This window comes from Aphanothece hegewaldii CCALA 016 (assembly GCF_003007785.1).
Taxonomy (GTDB): Bacteria; Cyanobacteriota; Cyanobacteriia; order Cyanobacteriales; family Microcystaceae; genus Chroococcus; species Chroococcus hegewaldii.
On the sequence record NZ_PXOH01000114.1, the window covers coordinates 1 to 1,134 of the forward strand.

The 1,134-nt window shown below is 30.0% G+C and carries 1 protein-coding gene; it reads right to left on the bottom strand.

The features are described from left to right. Positions 1–7 precede the first annotated feature (7 nt). Positions 8–1,027, bottom strand: a complete 1,020-nt coding sequence (locus tag C7H19_RS25215; RefSeq protein ID WP_181280756.1) for an IS630 family transposase — start codon at positions 1,025–1,027, stop codon at positions 8–10. Positions 1,028–1,134 lie beyond the last annotated feature (107 nt).

Consider the following 1,134-nt stretch of genomic DNA (forward strand, 5'->3'; position numbering starts at 1 on the left):
TAAGTAGCTATGTAAAATTAATTGTATATTTTTCTCCAAAATATTTGAGAATGTTTTCCACAGCTTCCACTAAAGTTAAATAACTTTCATAATTTTCGGGTTCTAACCACTGATATTTCATCAAACGCCACAAAATTTCTATTTTATTTAATTGCGGTGAGTAACTAGGTAAAAAGAAAATCGATAATCCTTTGTCTGACCATTCTTTTTCTTTTTCCCATAAAAGATTATTTTGATGAATTGAAGAATTATCCATAACTAATACGGTTTTGAGCGAGATTTTTTCAGAAAACTTATCAAGACAAGCTATAAATACGTCACTCGTAATACTTTTTTCAAATGTATAAGCTTCTAACTGACCCCCTTGATTAAGAAATCCAATCACATTAATTCTTTGACTTTTTTGACTCTTAATTGCTATTCTTTCTGATTTTTCTTGCCAGCCATAAGGAATGTAGGGTGTTAAACAAAACCCACTTTCATCTACATAACGTAAATCAATTTCTCCTTTTCTATCTTTTTCTTTTAAGTCTTCTAATTCTTGCTTCTTGGCTTGATAAAATTCAGGATTTGGACTTCCTCCTACAGTTCTTTTGAATCTATACCATCCCATCTTTACTATCTTCAAAATTCTTTTAATTGTATCTTTGCTTACTTTTATTCCCCATTGCTTTTCAATTTTTTCTCGCACTTTTTCGAGATTTTTTGGAGATTCTTTTGCCCATTGTTTAATTGTTTCTTGTTCTTGTTGATTAAATAAAGCTTTTCTGCCACGTCCTTTTTGATTATACAATCCCGCTAAACTGAATTTTTCCCAATTGTTAAACCAATTATATATTGTGTTACGGCTTACTCGGAAAATCTTCATTAATTCAACAATTTCATAACCTTCAGCGCTTAATCTAATACAATGCGCTCTCTTTCTAACTTGATAATATTTACTTTCTCTATAGATTCTTTCTAAAATTTTTCGAGTTTCTTGACTTAGCCTTTTAATATAACGCATTTTTAAACTTAGATTGCTCATTGTTTGAGTTGGCTTTTAGCTGCTCAAAGAAATTTTTACCTACTAGCAACAACTAGAGCCACTAAAAGCTTACCACAAATATACAATTAATTATGCATTGTTACTTA

Coding starts and splice junctions, on each gene's coding strand:
- C7H19_RS25215 (WP_181280756.1), bottom strand. CDS start 1,027: ATGAGCAATCTAAGTTTAAAAATGCGTTATATTAAAAGGCTAAGTCAA.